General features: G+C 69.9%; 22 protein-coding genes. 15 read left to right on the top strand and 7 right to left on the bottom strand.

What is annotated here, in order from left to right:
- Positions 1 to 2 precede the first annotated feature (2 nt).
- Complete coding sequence (locus tag AC3ANP_RS16760) at positions 3 to 314, top strand: DUF3039 domain-containing protein (RefSeq protein ID WP_488331245.1); 312 nt, start codon at positions 3 to 5, stop codon at positions 312 to 314.
- Positions 315 to 454: 140 nt separating this feature from the next.
- Positions 455 to 2,245: a DEAD/DEAH box helicase gene (locus tag AC3ANP_RS16755; RefSeq protein WP_488331244.1), complete on the top strand. Its 1,791-nt coding sequence runs from the start codon at positions 455 to 457 to the stop codon at positions 2,243 to 2,245.
- A gap of 76 nt (positions 2,246 to 2,321) precedes the next feature.
- Here the strand turns inward: AC3ANP_RS16755 and AC3ANP_RS16750 are convergent, their stop codons facing one another.
- The 3 genes from AC3ANP_RS16750 to AC3ANP_RS16740 form a co-directional block, all read right to left on the bottom strand.
- A complete protein-coding gene (locus AC3ANP_RS16750) occupies positions 2,322 to 2,666 on the bottom strand; it encodes a hypothetical protein (protein ID WP_488331243.1) in 345 nt (114 codons plus the stop codon).
- 80 nt (positions 2,667 to 2,746) lie between these two features.
- On the bottom strand, positions 2,747 to 3,379 hold the full coding sequence (locus AC3ANP_RS16745) for an isochorismatase family protein (protein WP_488331242.1): 633 nt from the start codon (positions 3,377 to 3,379) through the stop codon (positions 2,747 to 2,749).
- The gene (locus AC3ANP_RS16740) at positions 3,380 to 4,708 is read right to left on the bottom strand and encodes a nicotinate phosphoribosyltransferase (RefSeq protein WP_488331241.1); all 1,329 of its coding nucleotides are present in this window, start codon (positions 4,706 to 4,708) and stop codon (positions 3,380 to 3,382) included.
- A gap of 37 nt (positions 4,709 to 4,745) precedes the next feature.
- Between AC3ANP_RS16740 and clpS the strand changes: the two genes are divergently transcribed.
- Together clpS and AC3ANP_RS16730 are read left to right on the top strand one after the other, a co-directional pair.
- Entirely contained in the window at positions 4,746 to 5,114 is a 369-nt protein-coding gene (gene clpS / locus AC3ANP_RS16735; RefSeq protein ID WP_488331240.1) for an ATP-dependent Clp protease adapter ClpS, read from the top strand.
- Positions 5,107 to 5,667 (top strand): DUF2017 domain-containing protein, encoded by a 561-nt coding sequence (locus AC3ANP_RS16730; protein ID WP_488331239.1) that lies wholly within the window; start codon positions 5,107 to 5,109, stop codon positions 5,665 to 5,667. Before clpS ends, AC3ANP_RS16730 begins: the two co-directional genes overlap by 8 nt.
- A gap of 22 nt (positions 5,668 to 5,689) precedes the next feature.
- Here AC3ANP_RS16730 and AC3ANP_RS16725 read toward each other — a convergent pair whose 3' ends face one another.
- Positions 5,690 to 6,427, bottom strand: a complete 738-nt coding sequence (locus AC3ANP_RS16725) for an EAL domain-containing protein (RefSeq protein WP_488331238.1) — start codon at positions 6,425 to 6,427, stop codon at positions 5,690 to 5,692.
- A gap of 254 nt (positions 6,428 to 6,681) precedes the next feature.
- On the opposite strand from AC3ANP_RS16725, the gene AC3ANP_RS16720 reads away from it, so the two are divergent.
- From AC3ANP_RS16720 to rdgB, 5 genes are all read left to right on the top strand, one after another.
- Positions 6,682 to 7,119 (top strand): VOC family protein, encoded by a 438-nt coding sequence (locus AC3ANP_RS16720; protein WP_488331237.1) that lies wholly within the window; start codon positions 6,682 to 6,684, stop codon positions 7,117 to 7,119.
- Between the two features lie 64 nt (positions 7,120 to 7,183).
- The gene (gene murI / locus AC3ANP_RS16715) at positions 7,184 to 8,245 is read left to right on the top strand and encodes a glutamate racemase (RefSeq protein ID WP_488331236.1); all 1,062 of its coding nucleotides are present in this window, start codon (positions 7,184 to 7,186) and stop codon (positions 8,243 to 8,245) included.
- Positions 8,242 to 9,039: an MBL fold metallo-hydrolase gene (locus tag AC3ANP_RS16710; protein ID WP_488331235.1), complete on the top strand. Its 798-nt coding sequence runs from the start codon at positions 8,242 to 8,244 to the stop codon at positions 9,037 to 9,039. The genes murI and AC3ANP_RS16710 overlap by 4 nt, the downstream gene beginning before the upstream one ends.
- A 39-nt stretch (positions 9,040 to 9,078) precedes the next feature.
- A complete protein-coding gene (rph, locus tag AC3ANP_RS16705) occupies positions 9,079 to 9,837 on the top strand; it encodes a ribonuclease PH (RefSeq protein WP_488331234.1) in 759 nt (252 codons plus the stop codon).
- Positions 9,834 to 10,505, top strand: a complete 672-nt coding sequence (gene rdgB / locus AC3ANP_RS16700) for an RdgB/HAM1 family non-canonical purine NTP pyrophosphatase (protein ID WP_488331233.1) — start codon at positions 9,834 to 9,836, stop codon at positions 10,503 to 10,505. Before rph ends, rdgB begins: the two co-directional genes overlap by 4 nt.
- A gap of 6 nt (positions 10,506 to 10,511) precedes the next feature.
- Here the strand turns inward: rdgB and AC3ANP_RS16695 are convergent, their stop codons facing one another.
- Entirely contained in the window at positions 10,512 to 11,279 is a 768-nt protein-coding gene (locus AC3ANP_RS16695; RefSeq protein WP_488333097.1) for a VTT domain-containing protein, read from the bottom strand.
- Positions 11,280 to 11,347: 68 nt separating this feature from the next.
- Between AC3ANP_RS16695 and AC3ANP_RS16690 the strand changes: the two genes are divergently transcribed.
- On the top strand, positions 11,348 to 12,364 hold the full coding sequence (locus AC3ANP_RS16690; protein WP_488331232.1) for a 3'-5' exonuclease: 1,017 nt from the start codon (positions 11,348 to 11,350) through the stop codon (positions 12,362 to 12,364).
- 25 nt (positions 12,365 to 12,389) lie between these two features.
- On the opposite strand, the gene AC3ANP_RS16685 is transcribed toward AC3ANP_RS16690, so the two are convergent.
- On the bottom strand, positions 12,390 to 13,508 hold the full coding sequence (locus AC3ANP_RS16685) for an ADP-ribosylglycohydrolase family protein (protein ID WP_488331231.1): 1,119 nt from the start codon (positions 13,506 to 13,508) through the stop codon (positions 12,390 to 12,392).
- Positions 13,509 to 13,677: 169 nt separating this feature from the next.
- On the opposite strand from AC3ANP_RS16685, the gene AC3ANP_RS16680 reads away from it, so the two are divergent.
- The 5 genes from AC3ANP_RS16680 (at position 13,678) to AC3ANP_RS16660 (ending at position 21,941) form a co-directional block, all read left to right on the top strand.
- Complete coding sequence (locus AC3ANP_RS16680; RefSeq protein WP_488331230.1) at positions 13,678 to 14,694, top strand: MIP/aquaporin family protein; 1,017 nt, start codon at positions 13,678 to 13,680, stop codon at positions 14,692 to 14,694.
- A gap of 66 nt (positions 14,695 to 14,760) precedes the next feature.
- Positions 14,761 to 15,936, top strand: coding sequence for an exonuclease SbcCD subunit D (locus tag AC3ANP_RS16675; RefSeq protein ID WP_488331229.1), 1,176 nt, complete (start codon positions 14,761 to 14,763; stop codon positions 15,934 to 15,936).
- Positions 15,933 to 19,025, top strand: coding sequence for an AAA family ATPase (locus tag AC3ANP_RS16670; RefSeq protein ID WP_488331228.1), 3,093 nt, complete (start codon positions 15,933 to 15,935; stop codon positions 19,023 to 19,025). The genes AC3ANP_RS16675 and AC3ANP_RS16670 overlap by 4 nt, the downstream gene beginning before the upstream one ends.
- Positions 19,026 to 19,114: 89 nt before the next feature.
- Positions 19,115 to 20,461, top strand: a complete 1,347-nt coding sequence (locus tag AC3ANP_RS16665; RefSeq protein ID WP_488331227.1) for an MFS transporter — start codon at positions 19,115 to 19,117, stop codon at positions 20,459 to 20,461.
- Between the two features lie 148 nt (positions 20,462 to 20,609).
- On the top strand, positions 20,610 to 21,941 hold the full coding sequence (locus AC3ANP_RS16660; protein WP_488331226.1) for an MFS transporter: 1,332 nt from the start codon (positions 20,610 to 20,612) through the stop codon (positions 21,939 to 21,941).
- A gap of 103 nt (positions 21,942 to 22,044) precedes the next feature.
- Here the strand turns inward: AC3ANP_RS16660 and AC3ANP_RS16655 are convergent, their stop codons facing one another.
- A complete protein-coding gene (locus AC3ANP_RS16655; protein ID WP_488331225.1) occupies positions 22,045 to 22,872 on the bottom strand; it encodes an alpha/beta fold hydrolase in 828 nt (275 codons plus the stop codon).
- Positions 22,873 to 22,876 lie beyond the last annotated feature (4 nt).

Raw genomic sequence — 22,876 nt, 5'->3', positions numbered from 1 at the left:
TCATGACGAGCATGACGGATCCCCTCGACAACGACCCGATGCGCGAGCTCTCCGGAGCAGGGACGTCGACGGCCACGATTGAGCGCGAGGAACTGCGCCAGGAAGTGGAACCGGGCGACCGGGAGCGTTTCTCGCACTACGTGCGCAAGGAAAAGATCATGGAATCCGCGCTGTCCGGCGAGCCCGTGATTGCCCTCTGCGGCAAAGTGTGGACCCCCGGCAGGGATCCGAAGAAGTTCCCGGTCTGCCCCGAGTGCAAAGAGGTTTATGAAGGCCTCCGCCCGGGCAACGACGGCGGAGACTCCGGAAAGTAAGGCCCTCGCCCGGCGGCCCGGTCCGCTGCTGCGACCGGGCCGCTTTGTGCTGTCCGGTTCATCCGAAAAAGATTGGTGTTTTTGTGCTTAATTGGGTTTCTCCGGAACCGGCTGGCGTACGCGGATGGGGGGACCTGTAGGTGACAGAGACACTCTTCGGCGGACCGGTGCTGCCCCCGGCGTATCCCGAACGCGCCGCCTGGGGAACCGCTCCGAAGCTGCGTGCCTGGCAGCAGGAAGCCCTGGACGCCTATTTCAGCACCCACCCGAAGGACTTCCTGGCCGTCGCCACCCCCGGCGCCGGCAAGACCACCTTCGCGCTGCGCGTCGCCTCCCTGCTGATCGAATCCGGCGTGGTGAACCGGGTGACCATCGTGGCGCCCACGGACCACCTCAAGAGGCAGTGGGCCGACGCGGCCGCAAAGGTTGGCATCGCGATCGATCCGAACTTCAAAAACGCCGACGGCCAGCACGGGCGCGGCTTTATCGGCGTCGCCGTCACGTATGCCCAGGTGGCCAGCAAACCGATGCTGCACCGGGCCAAAACCGAAGCGGCGCGCACCCTGGTGATCCTCGACGAAATCCACCACGGCGGCGAAGCGCTGTCCTGGGGTGACGGCCTGCGCGAGGCCTTCGACCCGGCTGCCCGCCGGTTGTCCCTGACCGGTACTCCGTTCCGGTCCGACACGTCGCCCATTCCCTTTGTTGAATACACCGAGGACCGCGACGGGATCCGCCGGTCCAAGGCCGACTACACCTATGGCTACGGGAAGGCGCTTCGCGACCACGTGGTCCGGCCGGTGATGTTTATGGCCTATTCCGGCCAGATGCGCTGGCGTACCAGTGGCGGCGAGGAAATGGCGGCCTCGCTCGGCGAGGCCGCCGTCACGAAGGACGTCACCGCCCAGGCCTGGCGGACCGCGCTGAACCCCGCCGGCGAATGGATCCCCGCCGTGCTGGCCGGGGCCGACAAGCGACTCAGCGAGGTGCGGCGGAGCGTGCCCGACGCCGGCGGCCTGGTCATTGCCACCGACCACGAGGACGCGCGGGCCTACGCCGGCCAGTTGAAAAAGATCACCGGCGAGTCCCCCACCGTCATCCTCTCCGACGATGCCAAGGCCTCGAACAAGATCGAGGAGTTCGCCGCCGGCGACAAGCGCTGGATGGTTGCGGTGCGGATGGTGTCCGAAGGCGTGGACGTCCCGCGGCTCTCCGTCGGTGTGTACGCGACGTCCACCGCGACGCCACTCTTCTTTGCCCAGGCCGTCGGCCGCTTCGTGCGTGCCCGCAAGCGCGGCGAGACGGCGTCGGTGTTCCTGCCATCGGTCCCGCAACTGACATCGCTGGCCAACTCCATGGAGGCCGAGCGCGACCACGCCCTGGACCGGCCTGACAAGGATGACCCGGACGGCCTGTTCAACCCGGAGGACTCGCTGCTGGACGACGCGAACCGCGAAGAGAAGGCCTCGGACACCCTGATGAAGGGCAAGTTCGAGGCGCTTGACTCGCAGGCCTCCTTTGACCGGGTGCTGTTCGACGGCGGCGAGTTCGGAACCGGGGGCGAGGTGGGGTCCGAGGACGAGCTCGACTTCCTCGGCATCCCCGGCCTGCTCGACGCCGAACAGGTGGGCACGCTGCTGCGCCAGCGCCAGCACGAGCAGCTCAACCGCAAGAACAAGCGGGGTGCGCAGGCCGGGGCCGCGGCTGCCGCGGAGCCGCCGGCGGTACCGGATCACCGGATGCTGATGGACCTGCGGACCGAACTGGCCAAGAACGTCGCCGCCTGGTCAGCCCGGACCGGCACCCCGCACGGCGTGGTCCACACCAAGCTGCGGACGGTCTGCGGCGGCCCGGCGGTGGCCCAGGCGAACGAGGAGCAGCTGCAGGCCCGGCTCCGGAAGCTGCAGGACTGGTTCATCGGCCGCAAGTAGCGGCCAGCGCAGAACGCAGGCATGAAAAAGGGACCGGGTGACCGGTCCCTATTCCGTGCGCTGGTACGCCCCGCCGCTACTGGGAGGCGCCGCAGGCCTGCGAGAACGCCTGGCCGGCGGAGGCATATTTGGCCTTCAGTTCATCCAGCTTGGCCGTGTCGGGGTCCTTCTTGGCGGATTCGTCGAGGTACTCCACGATGGAATGCAGCGGAGCCTGCAGCTCGGCCGAGGCGGTGGCCTCGATCGGCCGGATCTGGTTGGCGAGCCGGGTCATGCCGAACTTGTCCGAACCGGAGGTCGGCGAGGCGGTGATGGTCTTGATGCGGGCGCAGGTTTCCTCGCTGGTCATCTTCGGTGCCGAGCAGGCGGCTGCGCCGAGCAGGGTCCCGGCAGCGAGCAGGACGGTCAGGGTCTTCTTCATGGTGTACTCCGGGAATTTACGGGTGCGACGTTACTGGCAAGGATTCTGAGTCTACTGTGCGGGCCGGGGGTGCCACGAGTTCAGGTGATGTCGACGCCGCCAAGCTCCATCTCGGCGAACGCGTCGTCGAGGTCCTCGGCGATGCCCACCGTGAGGCCGCGCAGCACCGCCACCGAGTAGCCGGCCTGGACCCCATCCAGGGCCGTAGCCTTGACGCAGAAGTCGGCGGCGATTCCCACGACCACCAGCTCTTCGACGTCGTGGCTCTGCAGCCAGTCGTCCAGGCCGATGGCGTCCTCGTCCAGGGCGAAGGCGTCGCTGCTGGCCCCGGCAGCACCCGGCTGCCGGTCACCGGCCGGGACGGCATCGTCCGGGGCCAGCAGCCCTTCAAAACCGGAGTAGGCGGCGGTGAACTGTCCCTTCCGGAAGTAGGCCTGCACATACTCGGTGTCCAGGTCCGGGTGCAGCTCGGCGCCACGGGTGCCCGCCACGCAGTGCCGCGGCCAGCTCTCGACGAAGTCCGGCTGCTCGGAAAAATGCGGGCCGGGGTCCACGTGCCAGTCCTGGGTGGCGAGAATGTGGTCGAACTGCCCGTGGCGGGCGTCGAGGTACTCGCTGATGTCGGCGGCCAGCGCCGCCCCGCCCTGGACCGGGAGCGTCCCGCCCTCGCAGAAATCGTTCTGCACGTCAACGATGATCAAGGCCCGTGACATTCAGTCCTCCTCATAGACGGTGGGGATGGCCGCGTCGCCGCGCTGCAAGCGGTTGACCGCAGCCGGCAGCTCCGCCATGCTCTCGGCATGCCGTTTGCGGGCCCGGTCCACGCCCTCGGGCCCGGTCCAGCCGGGCAGCAGCTCGCCGTTCTTGATGAACTGCTGCAGCAGCTGCCGGTCGTTGCCGTCGTCGTCCGGTCGGTGGCCGATCCCGACGATTTCCTGGGTGGCGGTGCCGCGGTCATCGAGCCTGCGCAGCGCGTATTTGCGGCCGCCCTTGCTGGCCTTGTTTTTTGCCGTCTTGGCCACCGGAATGAAGCTGCCGGCGTCGTCGGTGCGGCTGACCAGTTTGTAGACCAGGCTCGCCGTCGGCGCGCCGGAGCCGGTCACCAGCGAGGTGCCGACGCCGTAGGAGTCCACCGGGGCGGACTGCAGGGCGGCAATGGCGTACTCGTCCAGGTCGGAGGTGACCATGATCCGGGTGTTCTCGTTGCCCAGCTCGTCGAGCAGCTGCCGGACCCACTGCGCCTGCGCGACCAGGTCGCCCGAGTCCAGCCGGACCGCCCCGAGCTTGGGGCCGGCCAGTTCGACGGCGGTCCGGACGGCGGCCTCGACGTCGTACGTGTCCACGAGCAGCGCGGTGCCGGCACCCATCGAGGCGATCTGCGCCTCGAAGGCTTCCCGTTCGGTGTCGTGCAGCAGGGTGAAGGAGTGCGCGGCCGTGCCCACCGTCTTGATGCCGTACCGCCGGCCGGCCTCGAGGTTGGAAGTGCTCGCGAAGCCGGCGATGACGGCGGCCCGGGCCGCAGCGACAGCGGATTCCTCGTGCGTGCGCCGGGAACCCATCTCGATGCACGGCCGGGTGCCCGCGGCGGTGATCATGCGCGAGGCGGCCGAGGCGATGGCGCTGTCGTGGTTCAGGATCGAAAGGATGTAGGTCTCGAGGATGCAGGCCTCGGCGAAGGTCGATTCGACGATCATGATGGGGGAGTGCGGGAAGTAGGCATCGCCCTCGGCGTATCCCCAGATGTCGCCGGTGAAGGAGAAATTGGCCAGATAGTCCAGCGTCTCGTCATTGACCACGCTGGTGCGGCGCAGGAAGTCGAGCTCGGCCTCGCCGTAGCGGAAGTCGGCGATGCCTTCCAGCAGGCGGCCCGTGCCCGCCACGATCCCGTAGCGCCGCCCGTCGGGCAGGCGCCGGGCAAAGGCTTCGAACACGGATTTGCGGTGCGCGGCCCCGGAATGGAGGGCAGCTTGCAGCATCGTCAACTCGTAGTGGTCGGTGTACAAGGACGTGCGGGGATGGTCCCAGCCAGCAGAGGTACTCACGGATTCACTCTACTGGGCCGCCCCATAGAATGGACAGATGACCCTCAGCATTGCGCTCGGCCCGGACACCCGGGAGAGCACCCAGACCGGAACAGCGGCGTCCACCGACGTCCTGACCGCCCCGGACATCCCCTGGAACCTCGTGATCTGGAACGACCCGGTGAACCTGATGAGCTACGTGAGCTACGTGTTCCGCAGCTACTTCGGCTATTCCGAGGCGAAGGCCAACAAGCTCATGCTTGAGGTCCACAAAAAGGGCCGTTCCATCGTGGCGCACGGCAGCAAGGAGCAGGTAGAGCAGCACGCGGTGGCCATGCACGGCTACGGCCTCTGGGCCACCGTGGAGAAGGCGAGCAGCGGTCCCGGCGGCAGCGGGTCGGGCAAGGGCAAGGGGAAACGTGGCTAAGGCATTCAAATACGGGCTCAAGGGCATCTCCGGCTACCTGGAGCCTGCCGAACGTGACCTGCTGCGCAGCCTCTTCGAGGACGTGATCTCGATGCTGGAGCCGGCGGAACGGGCAAACCAGGATCCGCTGGCGGCCTTGGTGGGCCTCGACAGCGACGCCCGCGAACCGGCCGACCGCGCCCTCCGGCGCCTGCTGCCCAACGTCATGAAGGACGACGACGAGGCCTCCCTCGAGTTCCGCCGGTACACCGAGCGCTCGCTGCGGGAAAGCAAGATCGGCGCGCTGAAGGCAGCAGCCCTCGGGCTGGACAAGGCCGAGCTGGTGCTGAGCCCGGCCGACGCCCGGCACTGGTCCACCGCACTGAACGACGTCCGCCTGGTGCTCGCCGAACGCCTGGACATCCGGGACGATGCCGACGCCGAACACGTCCACCGGATGCAGGACTGGTCCCAGGCCGAGGACGTGGAGAGCTACCTGGCGCTGGTCTACAACTTCACTACCTGGCTGCAGGAGTCCCTGGTCCAGGCGATGCTGGCCTCGCTCGAGACCTAGGGCCGGACGTCAGGGCCGGAGCTTACGCCGGGGCGGGATGCGGGGAAGGCTCCGCGGCGCGGCGCAGGATGGCCCCGGGAAGCAGTTGCGGGAGCTCTTCGAACGCAGGCTTGCCGAACCAGTAACCCTGGAACAGGCGGATGCCGGCCGCTTTAAGGACCAGGAACTCCGCTTCCGTCTCGATGCCTTCGGCAAGCACCGTGAGTCCGAGCTCCCGGGCAATGCCGATGACGCCGCCAACGACCGCCCGGCGGGCCGGGCTCGTGTCGATCCCGCGGATCAGCTTCATGTCGATTTTGATCAGGTCCGGTTGGAAGTCGGCCAGGAGCCCCAGCCCGGCATGGCCGGCACCAAAGTCGTCGATGGCGGTGGTGAAGCCGTGCTTGCGGTATTCGGTGATGATGTTCGTCAGGTGCGCCGGGTCGGAGACCTCCTCGTTCTCCGTGAACTCGAACATGATGGAGGACGTCGGAAAGCTGCAGCGGCGGGCGGCGAGCAACGTGGCGCGGAGGCAGGCGGCGGGCTCGTAGACCGCATTCGGCATGAAATTGATGGACAGCATCAGCTCTTCACCCGGAGGAAACAGCCGGGCCGCCAGTTCGATCGCCTTGACCCGGCAGTCCTGGTCGAAGCGGTACTTCTGTTCGGGGGAGATCCGCGACAGGACGTCGAAAGCCCCGCCGCCCGACAAGCCCCGGACCAGCGCCTCGTAGCCCCAGACCCGGCCGGCGACGGCGTCGTAGATTGGCTGGAAGGCCATGCTGAAGTCAACGTCGAGCTTCGCTGGGGTCGTGCAGCCTTCACAGGCCATCCGGGGTCCTCTCGCTGGGTAGATCCGTCGTGGGCACGACCGCCGCCGCTGGTATCTCGACGCCGGCAAAAGCTTAGCGGGCGCGCCGCCGCCGGCTGCGACCCGGCCGCTCAAGGTCTTCCCCGTGTCGCGCATCAGCCGTAGAGTGCGGCGAGGGCTTCGCCGCGGAGCCTGCAGTAACGACTCAGGTGGAGGTGGCGCCCGTGCCAGTTCTGCGGTTCGATCATGTAGGTGTCACCGTCCGGGACCTGGACTTGGTGACGTCGTTCTTCCTAGGACTCGGACTCGAAGTCGAGGGCCGGACCTTTGTCGAAGGCGAGTTCATCGACACGGTAACGGCTATCCCGGACTCCCGCACGCAGATCGTGATGTTGCGGGCGCCCGGCGGGGGCACCGCCGTCGAACTGTCCAGCTTTGTGCGGCCGGATCCCGTGCCGGGATCTCCGGCGGCGATGGCCAATGAACTGGGGCTGCGGAGCCTCTCTTTTGAAGTCGACGGCCTTCAGGCCCATGTCGACCGGATGGCCGCGGAGGGGTACGGGCTAGTGGGAGGCGTGGGCCGGTACGAGGACGCCTGGCGCATGGCGTATGTCCGCGGCCCGGAAGGAATCATCGTGGCGTTGGCCGAGCGGATAGGCTGAGTCAGCCCCGGCGTCGGCGTCCGCGCCTGTGACCCAATAGACACGAGTTGCGCGCCACAATGTGATGGCCGGGCCCGGAGCGAAGCCCTATCCTCGAATAACCATGACTTCAGCATCGAGCACGGATCCGGCAGCGGACGCTGCGGCGGAGACCGCAGCATCCGCCGGGAACTCCGAGCTCGGAGAGCGCCCGATCGGCGTCTTCGATTCCGGCGTCGGCGGCCTTACCGTGGCCCGGTCGATCATCGACCAGCTGCCCAACGAATCCATCCTCTACGTCGGCGACACCGCACACGGCCCCTACGGGCCGCTGCCCATCGCCGAGGTCCGGGCGAACGCGCTGGGCGTGATGGACGAGCTGGTGGACTCGGGGGTCAAGCTGCTCACGATCGCCTGCAACTCCGCGTCCGCCGCCGTGCTCCGCGACGCCCGGGAACGCTACACCGCGCGGTACGGCATCCCCGTGATCGAGGTGATCCAGCCGGCCGTCCGGCGCGCGGTCTCGGCCACCCGCAGCGGCCGGATCGGCGTGCTCGGAACCTCCGCCACCATCGGCTCCCGCGCCTACGAGGACACCTTCGCGGCGGCGCCGGACCTGTTGATCACCTCGGTGGCCTGCCCTGCCTTCGTGCCCTATGTGGAGGCGGGCATCACCACGGGCCCGGAGTTGCTCGCCGTCGCCCGCGAATACCTTGAGCCGCTGAAGGCTGCCGGGGTGGACACCGTGGTGCTCGGCTGCACCCACTACCCGCTGCTCACCGGGGTGATCTCCTACGTCATGGGCGAGGATGTCACGCTGGTGTCCAGCGCCGAGGAAACCGCCAAGGACGTCTACCGTGCGCTCGCCTCCCGCGGCCTGGAACGCACCGGCGCGGCCGCTCCGGAGCATAATTTCATCGCCACCGGCGACGCCGCGCAGTTCGAGCACCTGGCCCGCCGCTTCCTCGGCCCCGAAGTGCTGAGCGTCCGCCAGGTGGACCACGTCGCCGCGCAGTATCCCACCGGCAGCCTCGCCCGGGTCACCCCGGAAATGGTCGCTGCCGCCCGGGCCGCCGCCGGACGCCCGAGGATCTCCAACTTTGTCTCGTCCGCACCGCCGGGCGGCATCCGCCGGTCCGGCCTGTGAAGCTGACCATCGTCGGCTGCACCGGTTCCTTTCCAGGGCCCGGCTCGCCGGCCTCGTGCTACCTGCTGACCGCGCACGATGGTGAGCGCCGCTGGAAGATCGTGCTGGACCTGGGCAGCGGTGCTCTCGGCGCGATCCAGCGCTACACCGACCTTGAGGACATCGACGGGATCTTTTTGACCCACCTGCACCCGGACCACTGCATGGACCTGTGCGGCCTGCACGTGGCCGTGCGCTGGAAACCGGGCGGCTGGGGCCGCGGCCGCGTGCCGGTCTGGGGGCCCGCCGCCACCGCGGACCGGATGGCCACCGCCTACGGCCTGGACCTGGATCCCGGCATGCACGAGGAATTCGACTTCAGCAACTGGTCCGAGCGCAAACCGGTCGTCATGGGCCCCTTCACCATCACCCCGTACGCGGTGAACCACCCCGTCGAGGAGGCCTACGCGCTGCGCGTGGAGGTCACCGAACCGGACAAGGACGGCAACCCGGTCACCCGGGTCCTGAGCTACTCGGGGGACACCGACGCCTGCTCCGGCCTCGAGGACGCCGCCCGGGACGCGGACCTGTTTCTCTGCGAGGCCGCCTTCGAGGAAGGCCGCGACGACGCGATCAAGGACGTGCACCTGACCGGCAAGCGGGCCGGCGAGGCCGCGGTGGCCGCCGGGGCCCGGCGGCTGCTGCTGACGCACATCCCGGTGTGGACCTCGCCGACCACCGTGATGGCCGAGGCCAAGGCCGTGTTCGGCCAGCATGTGGCCGTTGCCGTCGCCGGCGTGCACTACACCGTCTGAGGGCGGAAACCGCGGCCGTGAGTCGATAAGCTGGAAGGCATGACTTCCGAAGCACTCACCGCCCCCGTCCTCCGCGCCGACGGCCGCACCCCGGACCAGCTCCGCCCGATCAGCATCACCCGGGGCTGGTCCAAGCAGGCCGAAGGTTCGGCACTGATCGAGTTCGGCAACACCCGGGTGCTCTGCACCGCCTCGCTGACCGAGGGCGTGCCGCGCTGGCTCAAGGGCGAGGGCCGCGGCTGGGTCACCGCCGAGTACGCCATGCTGCCGCGTGCCACGAACACCAGGTCCGCCCGCGAGTCCGTCAAAGGCAAGATCGGCGGCCGGACGCACGAGATTTCGCGCCTGATCGGCCGCTCACTGCGCTCCATCATCGACACCAAGGCCCTCGGCGAAAACACCATCGTGCTGGACTGCGATGTACTGCAGGCCGACGGCGGCACCCGCACCGCGGCGATCACCGGCGCCTACGTGGCGCTCGCCGAGGCCATCCGCTTCGCCCGGGAGAACAAGCTGATCGCCCGCAACGCCCAGCCCCTGATTGACACGATCGCCGCCGTCTCGGTGGGCATCATCGACGGCGTGCCGATGCTGGACCTGCCCTACGTGGAGGACGTCCGGGCCGAGACGGACATGAACGTGGTGGTGACGGGGTCGGGCAAATTCGTCGAGGTCCAGGGCACCGCGGAGGGGGCCCCGTTCGACCGCGACGAGCTGAACAAGCTGCTGGATCTGGCCCTGCTGGGCACCGAACAGCTGGCCGCCATCCAGCGCGACACGCTGGCCGAAGCCCTGTGAGCGTCCCCGGCGCAGCGGACGGGACCCGCTCGCCGGCGCCCGTGCTGGTGCTGGCCACCCACAACCAGGGCAAGCTCCGCGAACTGCGTGAGCTGCTGCGCGGGCAGCTTCCCGGGATCGACGTCGACACCCAGGTGGTCGACGCCGGCGCCGTCGGCGCCCCCGACGTCGTCGAGACCGGGGTGACCTTCGCGGAGAACTCGCTGCTCAAGGCCCGGGCCGTGGCCGCCGCCACCGGCCTGGTGGCGATTGCCGACGACTCCGGCCTGGCCGTGGACGTCCTGGGCGGCGCGCCCGGCATTTTTTCCGCGCGCTGGTCCGGCCGGCACGGTGACGACGCCGCCAACCTGCAGCTGCTGCTCGACCAGCTCTCGGACGTGCCGGACGCCTTCCGCGGCGCAGCGTTTGTCTGCGCCGCTGCGCTTGCGGTGCCGGCCGCAAACGGCGAGGAGGCCCGCGACGTGGTGGAGTACGGCCAGCTGGAAGGCACGCTGCTGCGCGAGCCGCGCGGAGCGGGCGGCTTCGGCTACGACCCGGTGCTCCTGCCCAACGGCCTGGACCGCAGCTGCGCGGAACTGAGCCCCGAGGAGAAAAACACCATCAGCCACCGCGGCCACGCCTTCCGGGCACTGCTGCCGGCGATCGTGGCCGCGCTGGCCGGAAAATAGCCTCCGCTACGGCGTCTTGCGCTCGTCCTCGGGTTCGTGCTCCTCGATGAACTCCTCGACCACTCCGGTGCCGTACTTCTCGGCCTGGCGCTTGGCGACGAGGCCGCGGACCACCTCGATGCCGATCGGGATGACCGAGACCAGCACGATCGCGATGAAGATGATGTCCAGGTTGTCCCGGACCCACGGCACCTTGTCGCCCAGCAGGTAGCCCAGCATGGTCACGCCGCCGCCCCAGAGCACGGCACCGATCACGTTGTACAAAAAGAACTTGCGCTTGCTCATCTGCGCGACGCCGACGATCACCGGGACAAAGGTGCGGATGATGGGGACGAAGCGGGCTAGGATCAGGGCCTTGCCGCCGTGCTTTTCGAAGAAGGCGTGGGCGCTTTCGACGTTTTCGCGTTTGAACAGCCTTGAATTGGGCTTGTTGAAGATGGCCGGCCCGGCTTTGGAGCCGATGAGGTAGCCGGCCTGGTTGCCGATGATCGCCGCCACCACGATCAGCGCGGCGAACGCCCAGATATTGAACTTGATCGTGCCGGTCGCGACGAGCAGGCCGGCCGTGAACAGCATGGAGTCGCCCGGCAGGAAGAAACCGATCAGCAGCCCGGTCTCGGCGAAGATGATGCCGCAGACCAGCAGGACAACCCACGGCGCGAGGGCCGGGTCGGCCAGGAAGACCTGGGGGTTGAGCCAGTCGGGCAGGAACGAGGCCAGGTGCGGTTGGACAGGGCCGGCGCCCCCGAGGGTGGTCACGGCAAAATCGTGCAGGCTGTATGGGTTCACCCGTCTAGGTTACTTGACCTGGCTGTCCCGGATCCGGCGGTAAGGTGGCACCCGTGAGTTTGGACTTTACGGCGATCGACTTCGAGACCGCGAACGGCTTCCGCGGGTCGCCCTGCGCCGTCGGGCTCAGCAAGGTGCGCGGCGGCGTGGTGGTGGAGGAGGCCTCCTGGCTGATGCGGCCACCGGAAAACCATGATGCGTTCGACCACCACAACGTCCGGATCCATGGCATCCGGCCCGATCAGGTGGCAGGCCTGCCGCGCTTTGGCGAGCTCTTCCCCGAGATCGGCGCCTTTATTGGCAACGACGTGCTGGCGGCCCACAACGCCGCGTTCGATCTGGGCGTGATCCGCTCCGGCCTGGAGGTTTCCGGGCTGCCCGGTCCGGCCTACGACTACGTCTGCACGGTGATGCTGTCCCGGCGCTGTTATGCGCTGGTGTCCAACTCGTTGCCGTACGCCGCGGAGGAAGCGGGCGTTCCGCTGCTCAACCACCATGACGCCGCCGAGGACGCCAGGGCCTGCGCGGGCATCCTGATTGACATTGCCGCGCGCAATGGGGCCGCCAGCATCGCCGAGCTGTACCTTTCGCTGGGGCTGGCGGTGTCCCGCCAGCCGGCCTTCGACCCGCGCCGGGACCCGCTCTCCAAGGCCACGCGCGCGGCCCTGGCCGCACTGGCAGCAGGGCCGGTCCCGGCCGGCCGGCCGTTCCGGCCCGGCTGGCCCCAGGAGGGCGAGAATCCCGCGCCCAATCCGGCGGCTGAGCCCGGCCACCCGCTGTTCGGGCAGACCGTGGTGTTCACCGGGGAGCTGGGGATCCCGCGGCCGGAAGCGAAGCTGCGGTCGGCCGAGCTCGGTGCCCGGCCGGAAAGCCGCGTCACGGCCCGCACCACCGTCCTGGTCGTGGGCGACGGCTTCGTCGCGGCGGATCTGCGGTCCGGGCGCTTGACCGGCAAAGCCCGCCGGGTGCTGGAACTGCATGAGCGCGGCCAGCGGATTGAAGTGCTCTCCGAGGGGGAGTTCCTGCAGATGCTGGGCGGCCACGTGGCGCCGGCATTCGCTGCCGGCTAGGGCGCGGCGGCCCAAGGCGCGGCGCTCAGGCTCCGGTGACCTCCACCAGCCGCGCGGCCATGCCCCGGATGACCTCGGGGGCCTCCAGCTCGGCCAGCCACGCGGCCGGCAGGCACGCCTCCCCGTAGTAGGCGCCCAGGATGTTCCCGGCGATCGATGCGGTTGAATCGCTGTCCCCGCTGTGGTTGACGGCCACAGCGATGGCGGAACGGAAGTGCTCCTCCGGCCCGGTGTCCGCCGTCGCCGCCGGCGCGGTAGCGAGCACGGCATAGAGCCCGACGGCGAGTGCTTCCTCAGCCACCCAGCCCGCACCCAGTTCGCGCACGAGTTCCTCGGGGCCGAGCGGGCTGCCGGTGGCCGCGGCCTCGCCGCCGAGGCGCCGGGCGGCGTGCAGCCGCTGCAGCAGCGCCGCGTCGGGTTCCTCGGACCGCGGCAGCCGGCCCGGCTGCAGCTGGGCCAGTGCGACGGCGGCCGCCGCATCGAGGCTTCGGCCGTTGGCGAGGGCGTGGATCAGGAGGCTGAACACGCCGGCGCCCTGCCGGGCCGCAGGGTGCCCGTGCGTCAGTGCCGCGGCGTCGGCGCTCAGCTTGTAGACCGCGTCGGGTTCGATATGCGGGATCAATCCGAACGGGGCGGACCGCATCACCGTGCCGCAGCCCTTCGAGTCCGGGTTGACCGGCCGGTACACGGTTCCCATTTCGCCCGTGGCCAGGCCGCTGAGGCAGGCATTGCCCGGGGCGCGCCGGCGCCTGAGCACCTCGTGGCTGTCGATCCAGCGCGGTGGCTGGAACGGCGCGGACGCCGGCAAGGGCACGCCCTGGGTTCCGAGCCAGCGCAGGTAGGCCAGCCAAAGGCAAGCGTTCGTGTCCGCTGCCACGCCCGAGTTGGCCCACTCCAGCGCCTCGAGCAGGCCGTCCACGGTGTACAGCGTCATCTGGGTGTCGTCAGAGAAGTGGCTGGCACCGTCCAGGGCCGCGAAATCCTGCAGCCCCTGGGGTCCAAACTGGGCGCGGATCCCGTCGATCTGCTCGAATTCCACCGCGTAACCCAGCGAGTCGCCGAGCGCACCGCCGAGCAGGCAGCCGTGGATGCGGGACCCTGGCGTGGGGGCGGGGGAGGCCGGGGCAGCGGGTTCAGTGCTCATGATCCCAACTTACCGCGGGCCTGTGCTTACCGCGGGCCTGTGCTGACCTCGGGCCTGGGCACGGTCGCCGCCGGCGCGCCGGGCCACTAAGCTCGGTCCCAGCGAATGCCCAGCCCCGGCTGGCAGACTTTTCGCGGCAACCAGCCCCGAGCGAAGGAACCCCGAGACCATGACCATGCCTGTGCCAGCCGCCGAACCGGGTGTCGGCCGTCCGTCCGGTGTCCTCGCCGGTTCCCGCGACGCGGGCAGCGACGCCGTCCGGGACGAGGGCGGGCCCCGCCTCATCGCCCGGCTCTCGGCCGAGGCCCTGGGAACCCTGTTCGTCGTGGCCGTCGGCCTGGGCGTGCCGCTGTTCGCCATTCCGCAGTACAACCCGACTCCGGCGTCGCTGGCGGCCGGCCTGGCCCTCACCGCAGCCATGCTGGCCTTCGGCTACGTCTCCGGCGGACATTTCAATCCGGCGGTGACGTTGGGCAACGCGATCGCCGGCCGGATCAGGCCTGCCGAGGCTGCCGGGTACCTCGCCGCCCAACTCGCCGGCGCACTGCTCGGGGCCCTCGTACTTTTCGGCGTGCTGCGCACCGTTCCGAAGCTGAACGGCACCCGGGCCGCCTTTGACACGGTCGCGGCCGGCTTCGACGCGCGCTCGGTCATCCAGGCGCCGCTGGCAGGTGTCCTGTTGATCGAGGTATTGGGCACGGCCCTGCTCGTCGCCCTGTACCTGGGTACCACCGCCCGGCGCAACCCTGCCCGGGCGGCGGCGCCGTTCGCCGTCGGCCTGGGCATGGCCGTGCTGCTGCAGCTGGGCCAAAGCGTGGGCAACGCCCCGTTCAACCCGGCACGGGCCACGGCCTCCGCACTGTTCAGCAGTCCCGAGGCGCTTGGCCAGCTTTGGCTGTTCTGGGTCGCGCCGTTGGTGGGCGCGGCCGTGGCAGGACTGGCCTTCCGTGGTTTTGACCACACCGCAGGTCGCTCCGGCGCGGCCGCCGGCGGCCCGGAAGCCACCCTCGCGGACCAGCCAGGCCTCGACTCTGAGCCCGAAGACAGGGACTACTCCGGCGATCACGGCGGCGCCGCAGACCGCGGCAGCGCCGCCCGCACCGCGCCCGCACGCGGCCACCGCGCCGCGGAACGGCCAGCCGCCGACGACGAGGCCCGCGACTTCTTCGACAAGCCCACCCCCTAGGAGGCGCGGGCCCGCCCCGGCGGGCCGCTGCGCAATCCTGTCAGTGGCAGCCGATAGCGTAGTTGCATGCGGTTATTGCACACCTCGGACTGGCATTTGGGCCGGTCGTTCCACGGCGTCGGCATGCTCGACGCGCAGCGCGGCTTCGTGGACCAGCTTGTCGACGTCGTCCGGGAGCAGGCCGTGGACGTCGTCCTGATTGCCGGCGACGTGTACGACCGCGCGCTGCCCAGCGTCGACGTCGTCGGGTTGCTCGACGACGCCCTGGTGCGGCTGAGCGAAGCCGGCGCGAAGGTGGTGCTGACCAGCGGCAACCACGATTCCGCCATCCGGCTCGGGTTCGCTTCCCGGCTGCTGGAACGCGGGGGAGTGCACCTGCGGACCCGCGCCGCCGAGCTGGACAGCCCGCTGCTGCTCCCGCTCACCGAGGACGCAGCCAAAGGCCCGGTCCTTGCGATCTACGGCATCCCCTGGCTGGAACCACGCCTGGTCGCCGCCCAGCTCGGCGTCGACACGGCCAGCCACTTCGAGGTGACCCGCGCCGCCACCGCACTGGTCCGCGCCGACATCGCCGCCCGGTCGCAGGCCAGGACCGTGCACTCCGTGGTGCTGGCGCACACCTTCGCCAGCGGCGGGATCAGCTCGGACAGCGAACGGGACCTGAGCATCGGCGGCGTTGGCGCCGTTCCGCTGGACCTCTTCGACGGCTTCAGCTACACGGCACTGGGCCACCTGCACGGCCGCCAGGTGCTCTCGCCCGAGGTGCGCTATTCCGGTTCCCCGCTGGCCTACTCCTTCTCCGAAGCCAAACACCGCAAGGGCGGCTGGCTGATCGACGTGGAGGCTGCCGGGGTGACCGCCGTCAGCGAGGTGACCTGGCAGGCCCCCCGCGCGCTCGCCGTCCTGCGCGGAAAACTGGCCGACCTGCTCGAGGACGAGGCCTACGCCTGGGCCGAGGACGCCTACTGCCAGATCACCCTGACCGACCCGCAACGGCCCGCCCAGGCCATGGAACGGCTGCGGGCGCGCTTCCCGGACACCCTGGTGCTGGGCTTCGAGCCGGAGGGCGCTGCGGCGTCCGCCAGGACCAGCTACAGCAGCCGGCTCGCCCAGGCCGGCGACGACCTGGCGGTCTGCTGCGGTTTCCTGGAGCACGTCCGGGGCCGCGCCGCCGAGCCGGCCGAATCCGCTGTCCTGGCCGAAGCGCTGGAGGCCGTGCGGCTGGAAGAGGTGTCCCGGTGAGGATCCACCGCCTGGAAATTTCCGCGTTCGGGCCGTTTGCCGGCACCGAGGAGATCGACTTCGACCGGCTCAGCGCGCACGGTCTCTTCCTGCTCAACGGGGCCACCGGCGCCGGGAAGACCAGCGTGCTGGACGCCATCTGCTTCGCACTCTACGGCTCGGTTCCCGGTGCCCGCCAGGACGGGAAAAGGCTGCGCAGCGACCACGCCGCTGCCGCCGCGGAACCCCGCGTCACCTGCGAGTTTTCCGCCCGGGGACGGCATTTCGAAGTGTCCCGGACACCGGCCTGGAACAAGCCCAGCGCCCGCGGCAAGAACGGCTTCACCGAGCAGAAGGCCAGCACCCTGCTGCGCGAGCGGGTGGCCGGCAGCTGGGTGGAAAAGTCGGGCCGCAATGATGAAGCCGGCGCGGAAATCACCGCGCTGCTGGGCATGGACCGGGAACAGTTCACCCGCGTCGTGATGCTGCCGCAGGGTGACTTTGCGGCGTTCCTGCGATCCAAGGCCGCAGACCGCCTGGTCCTGCTGCAAAGCCTCTTCGGCACCCAGCGGTTCGAGGCCGTGGAACAGGAACTGGGCCGGCGCGCCGTCGCGGCCCGTGCCGAGGTGGAAAGCCTCAACAACCAGCTGGAGCTGCTGCTGGTGCAGGCCGAAGCGGAAACCACGGGCCTGGGCCTCGATCTGGAAGGCGCCCCGGACCGCCAGGACCCCGACCGGCTGCTCGCCTGGCTTGAGGTCGCCGCCACCACGGCTGCCGACGGGCGGCGGGACTCGGCGGAGGACGCCGAGAGCCGTCGGACGGAACTGTCCGCCCGGCTCGACCGGACCTCAGCCCGCGCCGCGCGGCTGGCCAAACTTGCGTCGGCGCAGGAACGCCGCGCCGAGGCCGAGGCAGCCGCCCCGGAGTTGCAGGCAGCCGCCGGGCGGCTGGAACAGCACCGGAAAGCCGAAGTGCTCGGCGGGCAGCTGCAGGCCGTGGACAGCGCCGTCGACGCCGAAGGCCGCGCCGCGGCCGCCGCGTCGGCCGCGGCCGGCGAGCTCCGGGCGGCGGCACTCACCGACCCCGAGCTCACCGGCCTGCCGGACCTCCTCCCGGACCGGGCACCCGACGCGGTGCCGGACGACGACGGCGGAAGCGCCGGCGCGGCGCCGGACGCCGCCGCACTCCGGAACGGCCTGGCGCGGCTCCGCTCGGTACGGGCCGTGCTCGAAGAGCGGCTGCCGGATGAGGACCGGCTGGCTGCCCTGACGCTCCGCGGCGCCGACCTTCAACGCACCCTGGACCGGTTGCACGCCGCCGAGCGGGCCGGCGCGTCCGCCCTGGACCTGCTGCGCGCCGAATGCACGGCCCTCCTCTCGGGCGTCGCCCCGCTGGAAGCGCTCGCCGCCGAAGCCCAGCTGCGGACCAAGGAAGCCGCCTCCGCCGACGAACTGGTGGGCATCGTGGGCCGCTACGCCGCAGCGGAGTTGGGCTGCGCGGAAACCGCCGAGCGCCACAGCCTCGCCCGGGACGCGTACCAGGGCCACCGGCAGCGCTGGCTCGACCTCCGGGAGGAGCGGCTTGCCAACGCCGCCGCGGAACTGGCCGCCCAGCTGCGCCCGGACGTGCCGTGCCCGGTCTGCGGCAGTGCCGAGCACCCGGCCCCCGCTCCGGCCGCGGCCTCCGCGCTGGCCATCGCCGAGGCCGAAAAATCAGCCCAGCAGGAAGCCGAAGCAGCCGAAAAGGTGCTCCTGGGGCTGGAGCGCGAACTTGCCGAAGCCCGGCAGGACCTCGCCGTGCTGGCGGCCCAGGGCGGCGACACCCCGCCCGACCTGGCCCGCAACGAGGCCGAACTCGCCAGGGCCCGCGCCGCCGAGGCCACCCGTGCGGCAGCAGAACTGAAGGCCAGCCGGGACCGGCGCGCCCTGCTCGAGGACCAGATCCGGGACGCGGAACAAGCGCAAACGGCAGCAGCCACCGGGATTGCCCAGACCGGATCAGCCCTGGCCGAGGTCCGGGCGCAGTCCGAGGACCTTGAGGCCGCCCTGCTGGGCCTGCGTTCCGGCCATCAGACGCTGGCCGCGCGGCTGGAAGCCGTCCAGCACACCACGGCCGTCCTGGAGCGTGCAGACGCTGCCGTGCGCCACCTCGAACAGGCACGTGCGCGGACCGCCGAGGCCGCCGCCCAACTGGAGCTGGCACTGCCGGCCGCCGGCTTCGAGACCGCGGCCGCGGCCCGCAAGGTGCTGCTCCCGGCGCCGGCCTCGGCCGGCCTGGAAGCGGCAGTCCGCGCCGGACAGGATGAAACAGCCCGGCTTGAAGAACTCTTTGCCGGCGAGGAACTCACCCTGGCTGCCGCGGAGCTGGCCACTGAGGGGCCGGTGGACCCGGGGCTTCTGAAGCAACTGCGTGCCGACCTGGACGCGGCGGAGCGCAGTGCCCGCGAGGCTGCGCTTGCCGCCGGGCTCGCCGGCACCTCGGTGCGGACCCTGGGCCGGATCGCCGCCGATTACACGGAGCAGGCCGCCGCGGGCCGGGAGCCCCGGGAGCGCGCTGCCCTGTTGACCTCCGTGGCCGACGCGGCGCGGGGCGGCGGGGACAATACCTACCGCATGAGCCTGAACAGCTATGTGCTTGCCGCCCGCCTCGAACAGGTGGCAGCCGCCGCATCCGAGCGGCTGATTGGCATGAGCGACGGCAGGTACACCCTGCAGCACAGCGATGCCAAGGCGGCCCGCGGGCAGAAATCAGGGCTGGGCCTGGAGGTCGTGGACCAGTGGACCGGCCAACGCCGGGACACCTCGACGCTTTCCGGCGGGGAGTCCTTCATGGCCTCCCTGGCGCTGGCCCTTGGCCTCGCCGACGTGGTCCAGATGGAATCCGGCGGCGTCGATATCGAAACGCTGTTCGTTGACGAGGGCTTCGGAAGCCTCGACGAGCAGTCCCTGGAACAGGTCATGGACGCGCTCGAGGGACTGCGCGACGGCGGACGGGTGGTGGGACTGGTCAGCCACGTGGCCGAAATGAAGCAGCGGATCACCACCCAGCTTCAGGTGGTCAAGGGCCGGGACGGTTCCAGCCTGCACATCGCTGACGACGCCCACGCCTGACAGCCGCTGTTCGGCTACAATGGAGGGGTTACCCGGGTCGCGCGCATCGGGAGGAGGGACGATGCGCATTCTTGAACGAACCCGGAAACATGAACCCCTCTTTGTCGTCCACGACGTCCCCTGCCGATCCCGCACCCGCGGCACCCCGCGGCCGTTTCGCGCGGCTGCCCCTGCTGGCCGGTCCAGGCTTTATCCCGCTGGGACTCTTCGCCCGCCTGCCGCTCGCCATGCTGACAGTCGGCGCCCTGACGCTGGTCACCGCCGTCAGCGGTTCCTACGCGGTGGGCGGAGCAGCCGCGGGTGCCGTTGGAATCGGGTCGGCGTTGGGCGCTCCCGTGCTGGGAGCGCTCGCTGACCGTCTGGGCCAGCGGCCCGTCCTGCTCGTCGCCGCCGTGCTCAACGCGGTGGCTGTCACCGGACTCATCCTCACCGCCTACCTGACCCCGGACGCGCGCGAGCTGGCCGGCGCGCTGCCGGTGCTCGCTGCCGCGTTTGCGGCCGGGGCCAGCTGCCCGCAGGTCGGTCCACTGGCCCGGGTGCGCTGGATGGCGCTGAGCGCCCGCGGCAACGGCGGCCGGCCCGGCGACCTCGACACCGCCTTGTCCTACGAGAGTACGGCCGACGAACTGACCTTCGTCCTCGGTCCCGCCCTGGTTGGAATCCTTGCCAGCCTGGTCACCCCCTGGCTGCCGCTCGCCCTGGCCGCGGCGCTCACCCTGACCCTGGTTCCGGCCTTCGCCGTGCACCCCACGCACCGGGCCGTCCCGCGCAGCCCGGGACACGGCAACCCGTCCAGGGGTCCCGGCGGCAGCTCCGCCGGGATCGGCCACGCGTCCACGGGAGCCGGCCGCCGCCGGCCCCTGCGGCAGCGCGCCGCCGCGACCGCCGTCGTCGGCCTGCCCGTGCTGGCCATGCTGTGCATGGGGACCTTCTTCGGCGCCACGCAGACCTCCCTGAGTTCCTTCTCGGCTGGCTTCGCGGGTCCGGAACTGGCGGGCCTGCTCTACGCGGTGATGGGCCTGAGCTCGGCCGCCGCTGCGCTCTCGGTCGCGTACTGGCCGCGCGGCTTCACTGTCCGTGCCCGCTGGCTGGCGTCCGCGGCGCTGATGACCGGCCTCGCCGTGCTGCTGCTGCTGCCCTCGACCGCGCTGCCGATGATCTTTGTGCTGTTGGTGCTGGGCCTGCCGGTGGGACCCCTGATGGTGACGGTCTTCGCGATCGGCGGCGATGTGGCCCCGGAAGGAAAACTCGGCACAGTCATGACGGCACTGGCCAGCGGACTGGTCGCCGGCACCGCCGTCGGGTCCTCCATCGCCGGTCAGCTGGCGCAGAACGCTGGCTACTCCGCAGCATTCGTGGTGCCGGTCTGCGCGGCAGCGGCCCTGTTCCTGCTGGGCGCGGCAACCGCCGTCGTCCGCGGGCGACCCGCCCGATGACACATTGCCGGCAGATGTGTGATTTATCACAACTTATCTAGTATGATCTCGGTTACTTACTGACCGTTCGATCAGTAATCTACGAGGCACTCAGTTATTTATCTCGCACCCACCGGGCAGTACCTCTGCCCCCAGCTCTGGAGTTTCAATGACCGCAACTTCAACCGTCGATTCCGAGGCGGGTCCCAGCAGCAAACATGAGGAACGCAAGGTCCTTGCCGGGACCCTGGTCGGCACCACCATCGAGTGGTACGACTTCTTCATCTTCGCCCAGCTCACCGCGACCCTGCTGTCGCCGCTCTTCCTCGCGCCCCTGAACGCCTCCAACCCGGGCCTGGCGCAGATCCTCTCCTTCGCGCTGATCGGCATCAGCTTCCTGTTCCGCCCGCTGGGCGCGATCATTGCCGGGCACCTCGGCGACCGCCTCGGCCGCAAGGCGATGCTGGTCTTCACGCTCGTCATGATGGGTGCCGCGACGGCGCTGATCGGCGTGCTGCCGACGTACGCCCAGATCGGCTTCTGGGCCCCGGTCCTGCTGATCCTGCTCCGCGTCGTCCAGGGCTTCTCCGCCGGCGGCGAATGGGGCGGCGCCGCCCTGATGGCCGTGGAGCACGCTCCGATGAGCAAGCGCGGCCTGTTCGGTGCCTACCCGCAGATCGGCGTTCCGGTCGGCATGATCCTCGCCACCGGGCTGCTCTACTTCCTCAACACCGGCATGTCCAAGGAAGACTTCGCGTCCTGGGGCTGGCGGATGCCGTTCCTGCTCTCGATCGTGCTGATCCTGGTCGGCTACCTGATCCGCCGCGCCGTGGCCGAGAGCCCGGTGTTCCAGGAGATGCAGGAGCGCAAGGCGGAAAGCCGGGCCCCGCTGGGCGAGCTGATCCGCAAGCACAAGAAGGCCGTTCTCTACTCGACCATGATCTTCATCGGCAACAACGCCGCCGGTTACCTGCTGATCGCCTTCTTCATCTCCTACGCGACCAAGACCCTGAAGATGCCCACCCCGCAGATCCTGCTGGCCACCACGCTGGCCTCCTTCGGCTGGCTCATCTTCACCCTGGTCGGCGGCTGGCTCTCGGACAAGATCGGCCGGGTCAAGACGTTCCTGATCGGTTACGCGATCGTCTTCGCCTGGATGATTCCGATGTTCGCGCTGATCGACACCAAGGACATCGTGCTCTACGGGGTTGCGCTGTTCGTCCTGACCGTCGGCCTGGGCCTGTCCTACGGGCCGATGTCCGCGATGTACGCCGAGATGTTCCCGGCGAACGTCCGGTACTCGGGCATCTCCATCGGGTACGCCTTCGGCGCCATCCTCGGCGGCGCGTTCGCTGCCACCATCGCCGAGGCCCTGCTGCAGGGCACGCACTGGACCGGATCGATCGGTATCTACATCATGATCCTCTGCGTCATCTCTGCCGTCGGCGTCGTCCTGGCCAAGGAAACCCGCGGCCTTCCGCTGGGCGTCAGCAAGCACTAAGCCTCACAACAGCGAAGCGGGGTCCCTCCGCGCCCATCCGGAACGCTCCGGACCGGCGCGGAGGGACCCCGCGTTGGTTGTTGGCTGGTTGTTGAGGGAGCTGCTAGACAGCCAGGAAGCTGATGGCCGCCTGCTTGAACGCCCGGCTGGTGACCGCGTTGGTGTGGTTCCGGCCCGGCAGGGTGAGCTGTTCCACCAGCGAGCCAGCCTTGGTGCCCAGCGCGGCGAGCTCGGGCATGGAGGCGGCCCGCTCGTCCTGGTCTCCGGCCACCAGCAGCATCGGCATCACCGGGACGGCCTCGGCGGGGTCGAAGGGTTCGTCCTTGATCGCCTCGATCAGCGAGAGCAGCGCGAAGATGTTGTTGCTCGGCAGCAGCTGGGCCATCTTCAACAGCCCGGCCGTGGAGGCATCGGCAATCGGTGTGCCGTCGGCCAGGTACCGTTGCGCCGCTGCCAAGTCGAAGGCCGCCAGCGGATCGGCCACATTGGGACCGCCCAGTACCAGCCGGTGCACCAGCTCATGCTGGGTGGCGCCGAACTCCCAGGCGAGCCGGGCTCCCAGCGAGTAGCCGACCACGTCCAGCCCGCTGGCCGGATCACCGTCGCGCAGCGGCCGCGCCCCGGCGTCGACGGCTATCTGGAGCAGGTCCGCGCGGATCCGGCTCGGCGAGTAGGAATCCCGGTCCTCGGGCGCGGCGCTGCGGCCATGGCCGGGCAGGTCCACGGTGATGACGCGGCGGCCGGCCTGGCGGAGGGCCGCGATCCAGCCGCTGTCCTCCCAGTTGAGCTTGGCGGAGGAGGAAAACCCGTGCAGCAGCAGCACCGGCCGGAGCCCGGCGTCGTCCTCCGGGTCATGCACGCCCACGTACAGCTGCGGGTCGGTGCCCTCCACGGTGTGGGAATGCTGCTCGCCGGTGTGCCTGCCGCTCATGCTG

This window comes from Arthrobacter sp. JB02-1C, assembly GCF_057748045.1.
The sequence above is the reverse complement of the archived record's forward strand: the minus strand, read 5'-3'. Positions and strand labels throughout refer to the sequence as shown.

What these genes read in the sequence shown, in the direction of transcription:
- murI (WP_488331236.1), top strand. Translation starts at nt 7,184, where the DNA reads ATGGCCGGGCCCGGAGCGAAGCCCTATCCTCGAATAACCATGACTTCA.
- AC3ANP_RS16760 (WP_488331245.1), top strand. Translation starts at nt 3, where the DNA reads ATGACGAGCATGACGGATCCCCTCGACAACGACCCGATGCGCGAGCTC.
- AC3ANP_RS16750 (WP_488331243.1), bottom strand. Translation starts at nt 2,666, where the DNA reads ATGAAGAAGACCCTGACCGTCCTGCTCGCTGCCGGGACCCTGCTCGGC.
- AC3ANP_RS16675 (WP_488331229.1), top strand. Translation starts at nt 14,761, where the DNA reads ATGCGGTTATTGCACACCTCGGACTGGCATTTGGGCCGGTCGTTCCAC.
- AC3ANP_RS16685 (WP_488331231.1), bottom strand. Translation starts at nt 13,508, where the DNA reads ATGAGCACTGAACCCGCTGCCCCGGCCTCCCCCGCCCCCACGCCAGGG.
- AC3ANP_RS16665 (WP_488331227.1), top strand. Translation starts at nt 19,115, where the DNA reads ATGAACCCCTCTTTGTCGTCCACGACGTCCCCTGCCGATCCCGCACCC.
- AC3ANP_RS16725 (WP_488331238.1), bottom strand. Translation starts at nt 6,427, where the DNA reads ATGGCCTTCCAGCCAATCTACGACGCCGTCGCCGGCCGGGTCTGGGGC.
- AC3ANP_RS16655 (WP_488331225.1), bottom strand. Translation starts at nt 22,872, where the DNA reads ATGAGCGGCAGGCACACCGGCGAGCAGCATTCCCACACCGTGGAGGGC.
- rph (WP_488331234.1), top strand. Translation starts at nt 9,079, where the DNA reads ATGACTTCCGAAGCACTCACCGCCCCCGTCCTCCGCGCCGACGGCCGC.
- clpS (WP_488331240.1), top strand. Translation starts at nt 4,746, where the DNA reads ATGACCCTCAGCATTGCGCTCGGCCCGGACACCCGGGAGAGCACCCAG.
- AC3ANP_RS16660 (WP_488331226.1), top strand. Translation starts at nt 20,610, where the DNA reads ATGACCGCAACTTCAACCGTCGATTCCGAGGCGGGTCCCAGCAGCAAA.
- AC3ANP_RS16745 (WP_488331242.1), bottom strand. Translation starts at nt 3,379, where the DNA reads ATGTCACGGGCCTTGATCATCGTTGACGTGCAGAACGATTTCTGCGAG.
- AC3ANP_RS16680 (WP_488331230.1), top strand. Translation starts at nt 13,678, where the DNA reads ATGACCATGCCTGTGCCAGCCGCCGAACCGGGTGTCGGCCGTCCGTCC.